The sequence below is a fragment of the Mesorhizobium sp. M1A.F.Ca.IN.020.06.1.1 genome (genome assembly GCF_004023265.1).
GTDB lineage: Bacteria > Pseudomonadota > Alphaproteobacteria > Rhizobiales > Rhizobiaceae > Mesorhizobium.
In genome coordinates this window covers 1-8370 of record NZ_RZSR01000167.1, presented here as the reverse complement: position 1 = coordinate 8370, position 8370 = coordinate 1, and the positions used below count along the sequence as shown (strand labels likewise).

At 61.1% G+C, this 8370-nt stretch carries 10 protein-coding genes and 1 pseudogene; 4 read left to right on the top strand and 7 right to left on the bottom strand.

Annotated elements, in window-relative coordinates; translation table 11 throughout:
• Both EOA60_RS10260 and EOA60_RS10255 read right to left on the bottom strand, forming a co-directional pair.
• Nucleotides 1-348, bottom strand: a pseudogene (locus EOA60_RS10260) (histidine kinase); the annotation flags it as partial.
• Nucleotides 349-732: 384 nt separating this feature from the next.
• Complete coding sequence (locus tag EOA60_RS10255; RefSeq protein ID WP_095824759.1) at nt 733-978, bottom strand: hypothetical protein; 246 nt, start codon at nt 976-978, stop codon at nt 733-735.
• Nucleotides 979-1133: 155 nt separating this feature from the next.
• Here EOA60_RS10255 and EOA60_RS10250 point away from each other — a divergent pair, with 155 nt between their 5' ends.
• Nucleotides 1134-1502, top strand: coding sequence for a hypothetical protein (locus EOA60_RS10250; RefSeq protein ID WP_067329933.1), 369 nt, complete (start codon nt 1134-1136; stop codon nt 1500-1502).
• Nucleotides 1503-1768: 266 nt separating this feature from the next.
• Nucleotides 1769-2662 (top strand): lipid kinase, encoded by an 894-nt coding sequence (locus EOA60_RS10245; protein ID WP_067329930.1) that lies wholly within the window; start codon nt 1769-1771, stop codon nt 2660-2662.
• Between the two features lie 10 nt (nt 2663-2672).
• Here the strand turns inward: EOA60_RS10245 and EOA60_RS10240 are convergent, their stop codons facing one another.
• From EOA60_RS10240 to EOA60_RS10230, 3 genes are read right to left on the bottom strand one after another with little or no spacing between them, the layout of a single operon-like run.
• Nucleotides 2673-2897, bottom strand: coding sequence for a hypothetical protein (locus EOA60_RS10240; RefSeq protein WP_067329928.1), 225 nt, complete (start codon nt 2895-2897; stop codon nt 2673-2675).
• 44 nt (nt 2898-2941) lie between these two features.
• Nucleotides 2942-3457 carry a metallophosphoesterase gene (locus EOA60_RS10235; RefSeq protein ID WP_067329925.1) on the bottom strand — a complete coding sequence of 172 codons (516 nt, stop codon included), beginning with the start codon at nt 3455-3457 and terminating at the stop codon, nt 2942-2944.
• 46 nt (nt 3458-3503) lie between these two features.
• Entirely contained in the window at nt 3504-3968 is a 465-nt protein-coding gene (locus EOA60_RS10230) for a hypothetical protein (RefSeq protein WP_067329922.1), read from the bottom strand.
• Between the two features lie 1195 nt (nt 3969-5163).
• Between EOA60_RS10230 and EOA60_RS10225 the strand changes: the two genes are divergently transcribed.
• Nucleotides 5164-5397 (top strand): hypothetical protein, encoded by a 234-nt coding sequence (locus tag EOA60_RS10225; RefSeq protein ID WP_067329916.1) that lies wholly within the window; start codon nt 5164-5166, stop codon nt 5395-5397.
• Between the two features lie 109 nt (nt 5398-5506).
• Here EOA60_RS10225 and EOA60_RS10220 read toward each other — a convergent pair whose 3' ends face one another.
• Together EOA60_RS10220 and EOA60_RS10215 are read right to left on the bottom strand one after the other, a co-directional pair.
• Entirely contained in the window at nt 5507-6940 is a 1434-nt protein-coding gene (locus EOA60_RS10220; protein ID WP_095801246.1) for an aldehyde dehydrogenase family protein, read from the bottom strand.
• A gap of 122 nt (nt 6941-7062) precedes the next feature.
• A complete protein-coding gene (locus EOA60_RS10215) occupies nt 7063-7560 on the bottom strand; it encodes a GAF domain-containing protein (RefSeq protein WP_067000588.1) in 498 nt (165 codons plus the stop codon).
• 191 nt (nt 7561-7751) lie between these two features.
• Here EOA60_RS10215 and EOA60_RS10210 point away from each other — a divergent pair.
• Nucleotides 7752-8370: DJ-1/PfpI family protein (locus EOA60_RS10210; RefSeq protein ID WP_245502539.1), on the top strand; the 619-nt coding region annotated here is incomplete at its 3' end.

Sequence of the window (8370 nt, the reverse complement as noted above, 5' to 3'; positions counted from 1 at the left end):
ATCCAGGTGCTCGCGCTCCTCGGGCGTCAGCGGTTCGGCCGAAGGCTCGGAGCCCTTGGCGGATTGAGTGCTTGCCAAGGCGCGGCCACCGAGATCACGCAGCGTGATTACCTGATCCGTACCCTGGACGAGGCGGCTCGCCTCGTTGCTAAAAGCCTGCAGATCATCATTGGCGAGAGCAGGCGACTTGGAGAGCCCTTCCAGAAGGGTCTTGAGATTGACGAGTTCGCCATCAACGACCAGCGACACCTGACGAGCAATCCAAAGCGCCTCCTGCTCGATACGAGACTGCTCATGCAGGGCGTAGGCAACGAACAGATAGGCAGCAAACAGCCAGACCGGCAACACGGCCGCTGCGATTAGTCCAAGCAGATGGGCTCGTACCGATCGACGAGGCAAATCTGTTTCCCTGTCTTCCCCAATACTGCAAGCTTAGCCGCAAGCTGGCGAACGACAAGCTTAGATTAACACTGCTGAACATGGCCAAGTTCGAAGGCCGCTTGGCGCCAGACAATGCGGCTAAGCGAAAATCACTGAGTTGCAAAGAGTCCCGCCCGAGGGGTGGACAGAGGAGCCACGCGGGAACCAGAGCTTGGTTTTGCCGTCATTTCCGGCTCGGCGGGCCAGCGTATCTCGTCGCCTTTCATTCGAGGGACGAAAAGGTGACGTACCCCTTCGCCGGCAAGACGGTACGCCTCCCTAGATGGATAATAAGCGCGCCCGAGCGCGGGGTCAGCCCGAGCGGTCTGCGCTACAGCGAACGCGATACCGTCGGGATGGCGGCAGACTGACAATTGCCGGCTTGGTCTTGCATGCGCCGCTGCGCTGAACCAACAGGAGTTTTCTGGATTGCTCGACCAGTCTGGAGCTCTTGGCAATCATCACTCGCGTCTGGTCGATCAGCTCTAGATAGCGCATCTCCTGCTGGCGGAGTTGGATCAGCAAGCGGCGACGATTTTCCCTCTTCATTGCCTTCATCAGATTCCCTTCTCATCATCCGACCGGCACCGACAAGCTTGAGCAGACTGCGGCCTTGCTGCATGTAAGCGGGCAAGAAACTCGCTGCATTAACCTTTGTGATTTGCGCCTCAAAACCACAACGGAACGACGCGGGGGATTTCGCGTTGTGGGCAATGCTTCTCCACGACCACATCAGCATGGCGCGGCGCCACGTCCGACAGGGCGAGCGGCACATCGCACGTCAGCACGAGCGGATTGCCTGCCTCAGAACCAGCAGGCTGCCGATCGAGGATGCATTGAGGCTCCTGAGCCTGTTGGAAGAGGTTCACGCATTGCAGCGGCAGCACCTGTCGCGACTGCTATCGAAATCGGCCGGTAAAGCAGTCTCGGAGCTTTCGGCCGAGACGCAAGTGGTGGCGGGCCGGAATGACGTGATTGCGATTCCCGAGCCCATTATCGGGCTCGGGCTGGAGCTGGAGCAAGCGCTTAAAGAAATCTTGAGCGAGTCGGCCGCCAAACCTTCCAAGGACAAACTTCACTAGCCAAGGCGGCTCTCTCGCTCCTCGGGAGTCCTACTGCAAAAAGCGGATCGCTTCAGCCCGCCTTCTCAAGAAAGCGCTTCGCCATAGCCAATGTGGACCTTTTGCCCGCGAATTATCCGACGCCGCAGGCGCGCTACGCTCTCCGTCGCTTAGAAACCGCGCGCCATAGGCGGGGCAGGTGTGACGTTTCGCGTCGGTTTGCGGTCGAAATCCGGAAGCAGCCACCCTATTTGCGTTGAGCCATGATCAGTCGGACCGATCTTTGAATGAGCGAAGCAGCCAAAAGGCGCGCGTTGCTGCTCCTCAATCCCAAGGCTCGGCGCGGCCAGGAGATGCTCGCGCCAATTGTGGAGCGGCTGGGGCGAGGTCGGCTTTCCGTCACTGTTGAGATGTTCGAGGCGTTGCCTGAAATCGCGCGAGACATCGTTCGCTTACGCCATATGGCCGATCTTGTGGTCGTGTGCGGTGGTGATGGTTCGGTGTCCTCGGCGGCGACGGCGATCATGGAAAGCGGCCTGCCGATGGGCATCATTCCTATGGGGACGGCGAATGACCTTGCTCGCACGCTCAACATTCCGATGGATCTCCTGCAGGCCGCCGATGTGATCGCGCGCGGCCGGACTCGGCTGATCGATGTCGGGACGGTCAACGGTCATGCCTTTTTCAACGTCGCAAGTATCGGACTCAGCACCGAACTGGCGCAGGGTCTTGACCCCGCACTGAAGAAGCGCTTCGGCAGGCTGGGCTATGCGCTGGCGGCGATGAAAGTGTTGACCCGGGCCGCGCGGTTTCACGCGAAGATTACCGAGAAAGGCGCGGCGATCGAGGTGGAAACCTACCAGATCGCGGTTGGAAACGGTCGGCACTACGGCGGCGGCAACGTGGTGGAAGAAACGGCCGAAATCGATGACGGACATCTCGATCTCTATAGCTTGGAAATGACGAACCTCTGGAAGCTGGCTTTGATGCTCCGCTCTTTCCGTTCTGGAACGCATGGCGCATGGCGTGAGGTGCGCACGGCCAGGTGCGTCGAGTTCGACATCGAGACGCGGAAGGCGATGCCGGTCAACACCGATGGCGAGATCGTCACGTCGACACCGGCCCATTTCAAGGTTCACCCCAAGGCGATCTCGGTCTTCGCGCCGGATCGCGCCGTGTGAGCGCCCCGTCTTACGGTTTGATCAGTTTCCAGTGCCTCGCCTTGCGCTCGATCAGCGGCAGAGCACGAATGTGCTCGCCGTTGAGGAGAGAAGGTCGAAAGCGACGAAGGCGAGCCTGGGCGTTCCAGGTCATGCGCGAATGGATGGCATGGAAGTTCGGCCGTCCGTCGGGATCCCGCGTGATCATCTCGCCGTCGATGATGAAGGACTCGGGTGTTCGGTTAGCGCGGTCCAAAAGAACGGCCGCCCCTGATGCTCTCGCTGGCCGGCTGACCTACTTTAAGCTAGCGAAGCTTGCGCCCGGGCACCGCCTTTTTGGATCAATGCTGGAAGCGGGACCGGCCGAAAGTTCCAAGCATCTACGCCAACGTCGTACTGGCGTGGAAGCGGCTTAAGCTTCCCATGCGAGTGACCGTGCAAATTGATCGACTTCTTGCCCATCTGATTCCAGGTGCGGAACGGATAGTGGCACAGGATGAGAAGCACCCCATTGAACCTGAGTTCCGCGTAATGCTGAATACTGGCCCATCCGTCGGCGGCGGTCGTTTCGTCCGGGTCATTGTTGCCGATGATCAGGTTCTTGCGCCCATTGAGGCGCGACAGAAGTGCCTCCCCGCCTGCTTTGCCGTGGCGCGCGAAGTCGCCAAGATGCCAGACCTCGTCGTCAGGCGTGACGGTCTCGTTCCAGAAAGAGATCAGCGCTTCGTCATGTTCGGCAAGCGATGCGAAAGGCCGCCGGTCAATCCGTAGGATGCGGGCATCATTGAAATGCGTGTCGCTCGTAAAAAATAGCATCAGGGCATGCCGGCAATGCAGATCGAAACCCACCCTGGGCCTAAGGCTAGCAGCCTTCGGCCCTTAAGGATCTTACCATTCGCACAATGATCCGATCATAAGGCGTTTTCTCCGATCTGCTGTAGTTGATCGTGAAAAGCGCGGCGCGGTCATCACAGACCCTGATGGCGCGAACATATCGGATCTCGCCGTTGTTGATCCCTGAATAGCTGGCCCAGGTCGAGGTCAGGCGCCGGTACGTCAACTTCCAGCCGGCCTTTTCGTCTTCCAGCATGCGATGCTCGATCTCGGCCCGAAAGCTGGCTCTTCCAAGTCTGGCGCCCCACACGGCAAGAAACGCGTCTTGTTCGCCTTGGAATGCAGCACCCTGATCCGAATGCTGGGTGAGGACGAAACCAGGCGGAACATCGAATGTGAAGCCCAGTTGCCGGACCCCAAACGGCTGCCACTCCTGGGCCTGAAGAGAGGCGGTGCAAAAAAGAAAAGTAAATATACTGAACGCAACCCGCATCGGCTTGATTTAGCGCCGCTTCATAGGGCGTCCAGATCAGTTGGGGCCCCCCGGCCCACCATCTGGTGATCCATCGCAGAGCTGCAGCGGCGTTCGGGCCATGATCTCGACGGACAAGCCTGGCTTGGCGCAAGTGTGTCGCCGGACTTTGCGGGAAGCTGCCGTGGACCCGCAACCGTCGATGCGGCACACCAGCCGCCAAGCTAACTCCAAGCCTGAATCGGCCGCCGTTCAGGCCCGAGCGGAAAAACTGGGGCGCAGGTCTGCTTCAGGAAAAGCTGGGCGTATACGTCCCGTTCTTCGGCTGTGATGCCTTGCTCGCGAGTCAATTGCTTGAAGGCTTCTCGCAACTGATCGAGGTCGAACGTTGAAATGTGTTTGGAGGTAGTCATTGCGCACCTAGGGGTGATGTTCCACTCATTTCTTGGCAGCTCGCGAGAGGCCTTGCGAAGGCTTGGCTTCCTGTCGGGTTCGCTTGCGCTGCTGTCTCCCAACGCGACGGCAATAGCCGACGCCACGTCGCACCGAACTGCGTTCAGCGAGGCTTGTTCCGCTGAACGGCTTGTCTTCTTTCTAATATTAGCAAAGTCTTTATGAAGGTCCCGCCGGCCCATGACTCGTTAACCATGGCAAAGGGCTTGAGCATTGGGCGACGAAGTGCATCGAGGCAATCATCATTCAGGATGACGGCCGGGCCGGTCTGTCGACCCCATCACCATCCCTACTCGATCCCAACGCCCCCCGAAAAGAAGGCCAAAGACATGGTGGATCTTATCTGGGAGCTGGCAGCGTTGCTGGTGATAGGAACGGGTAGACCAGCGGACTATTAACTCCGCCGGTCCTGGTTCGAATCCAGATTTGCAGCTAGAACTTCGTGTGAGAATTCAAACGCCACCTTTTACATACCAGCAAGGGTTGAATCAACCCTTACCAAGCATCCTTACTGGTGCATTTTGCCGATCGTTAGATTTTGAAATGTCGAGGATGTTAGCCGTACCGCGCGGGGATGATCTGCCTCCGCCGCATCCGATAGCATCCGGGAATCCGCCCCAAAGGCTTCGCCGATCATATTAGCGATCAACGATGTATTAACGACTAAGGCGCAGCCTTGCCGGATCGGGGACGAGAACCGCCCCCTGATCGACGATCCGGCGCTTTATGTGCCGAGACGTTCGACCGATGCGGAGCCAAACGCATGAGCGTCGAAACAGCGCTGGCGCAGCTGTTGCGCATGCTTCACCGTCGAGCCTTGAACCTGGCGGCGTTGCCGGACGATGAAAGACTTGCTCATTACGACCTCATCCGCCGCTCGTGCTGCGGAGCAGCCGAGCAAATCGGCCAGAGCCCCGACAATGCCGCCATCACGGCAAACAGCGTGGTCGAATTCACCCGCGCCATGGTGGGCATCATCGAGGCAAGGCGCGGGTAAGAAGGCGGCGAGGAAGAGCTGATCGGCTGTCGCGGCAAGCGGCTCATGGCAAATGGCGAAGCCGAGATCGCGCCCTTTCCCTATCTGCCTGCGCCGGCCTCTGCTCCGCCTACTCCGCCGCCGCGTATCCCGCGATGCCCTTGATCTCCAGAAAATCCTCGAGACCGTATTCGGCATATTCGCGGCCGTTGCCGGACTGCTTGTAGCCGCCGAAGGGCAGGCCGGCGTCCCACGTCGGATAGTTGATATAGACGTTGCCGGAGCGCATGCGGGCCGCGGCCTGGCGCGCCTTCTCGATGTCCTTGGCCTGGATGTAGGAGGCGAGGCCGAAGACGGTGTCGTTGGCCAGCTCGATCGCCTGCTCGACCGTGTCGTAAGGCATGATCGACAGCACCGGCCCGAAGATTTCTTCGCGCGCGATGCGCATGTCGTGCGTCACGTTGGCGAAGACGGTCGGGCGGACATAGTAGCCGCGGTTGAGCTCGGCCGGACGGCCGGGGCCGCCAGCGATCAGGGTCGCGCCTTCGTCGATGCCGCTCTGGATCAGGTCTTGAATCTTGTCGAACTGCAGCTGGCTTACCACCGGGCCGAGCTTCGTTCCCGGCGCGTCGGCCGGCCCGACGGTGAGTTTCTCCGCCGCCGTCCTGGCATAGCCGGCGGCCTCGTCATGCCGGTCGCGCGGCACGAACATGCGGGTCGGCGCGTTGCAGGACTGGCCGCTATTGCCAAAGCAGCCGGCCACGCCCTTGGTCACCGCCCTTTGCAGATCGACGTCGGGGAACAGGATGTTGGCGGATTTACCGCCGAGCTCCTGATGCACACGCTTCACCGTGTCGGCGGCCGCCTTGGCGACGAGGATGCCGGCCCGCGTCGAGCCGGTGAAGGACATCATGTCGACATCCGGATGGCTGGCCAAAGCCTGCCCGACAGTTGGGCCATCGCCGTTGACCAGGTTGAAGACGCCCTTCGGCACACCGGCCTCGTCCATGATCTCTGCGAAGATGATGGCGTCGAGCGGCGCGATCTCCGACGGCTTCAGCACCATGGTGCAGCCGGCGGCGAGCGCCGGGCCGACCTTGCAGGTGATCTGGTTGAGCGGCCAGTTCCAGGGCGTGATCAGGCCGACGACGCCGATCGGCTCCTTGACGATCAGCGAGGAGCCTTTGACATGGCGAAACTGGAAGGTCTTCAGCACCTCGGCCATCTTCTCCAGATGCGCCTGGCCGACGCCGACCTGGCTGTCCAGCGCCATCTGGCGCGGCGCGCCCATCTCGCGCGAGACGGCGAGCGCAAGGTCCTTGCTGCGCTTCTTGTAGACCTCGATGACGCGGTTGAGGATGTCGAGGCGCTCCTCGACTTCACTGAAGCCGAAAGTAGCGAAGGCGCGCCTGGCGGCAGCGACCGCCTTGTCGACATCGGCCTTGGTGCCCAGCGAGATCTGCGCGAAGGCGTCTTCGTTCGACGGATCGATGACGTCGAAATTGTTCGGCACCACCGGATCGACCCACACGCCTTCGATATAGAACTGCAGATTGTGCGACATATCTTCTCCCTTCGGCGCGCTTGGCGAGCGTCATATTCCGCCAGAGATAACGACGCGCGTATGGCAACGCAAGACAGGGTCGTTGAGCCAGCGGCGGAGCCGTACCGCAGTCCGCTAAGAGTTCAGTCCTCAAAGGAACTGGCGGCCACATAGATCGCGGCAAGCTTCTCGATGCCGGCCTGGTCTTCCTTGTCGAAGCGGCCTGGCAGCGGGCTGTCGAGATCGAGCACGCCGAAGATGCCTTCGTCGTCGCGCAAGAGCACGACCAGTTCCGAGCGCGAGTCGGCATCGCAGGCGATGTGGCCGGGAAAATCGTGCACGTCCTTGATCAGCATCGACATATCGAGATCGACCGCCGTGCCGCAGACGCCCTTGCCGACCGCTATGCGCACGCAGGCCGGCTTGCCCTGGAAGGGGCCGAGCACCAGCTCTTCGTCGGATTGAAGGAAATAGAAACCCGCCCAGTTGAGGTCGGGCACCATCTGGTAGATGAGCGCCGAGGTGTTGGCGGCGTTGGCGATCGAGTCTCGCTCGCCTTCCAGCAGCGCTTTCAATTGCCTGGCCAGCTCATCGTAGAAGGCCGGCTTGTTGCTCGTGTCGAGGGCCGTTGCCGCAAACATCCTGGTCGTTTCTCCGTTGCTAAGGCGCTGAAGCGCCCGCTACAGTTTGGCCTTATCTGCCACCAATGCTGCGCGCGGGAAATACACAAGTCGTGAGCGCCATTCTCGCCAACCGAAAACGCGACCGCGCGCAGCCGGAGGCAGGCGAGACCCCGCTCACCTTTGCGGTGCTGGTCTTTCCCGGCTTTCCGATGATGGCGTTTTCTTCTGTCATCGAGCCGCTGCGCGGCGCCAACATTCTTGCGAAGCGCGACTGCTACCGATGGGTGATCGTCGGCGCGGATCAGGGCACGGTCGAAGCCTCCAACGGCGTCGTCATCCAGCCCGGCTTCTCGGCCGCCAACGCACCGAAGGTCGATCGCATCGTCGTCTGCTCGGGCGGCGATGCCGACCATGTCGTGGCCGACGAGGCGATGAGCTGGATCCGCAAAAGCCTGCGCGGTGGCGCGCATATCGGCGCGGTGGCGGATGCGGCGTTCTTCCTCGCCCGCGCCGGCCTGCTCGACGGCCATGCCTGCACCTTGCACTGGACCAGCCGGGCCGCTTTCACCGAGGCGTTTCCCGACATCGAGCTCAGGCGCGATCTCTTCGTCATCGACCGCAAGCGTTTTACCTCGGCCGGCGGCGTCGGCAGCCTCGACATGATGCTGGAGATCATCACGCGCGACTACGGCGCCGAGCTTGCCGCTGGTGTCGCGGAATGGTTCGTGCACTCTCCCCTGCGGTCGAGCGTCGACCGCAAGCTGATGCCGCTGCGCCTGCGCACCGGGGTGCAGAACGAGCTGGTGCTGTCGGCGATCGCCATCATGG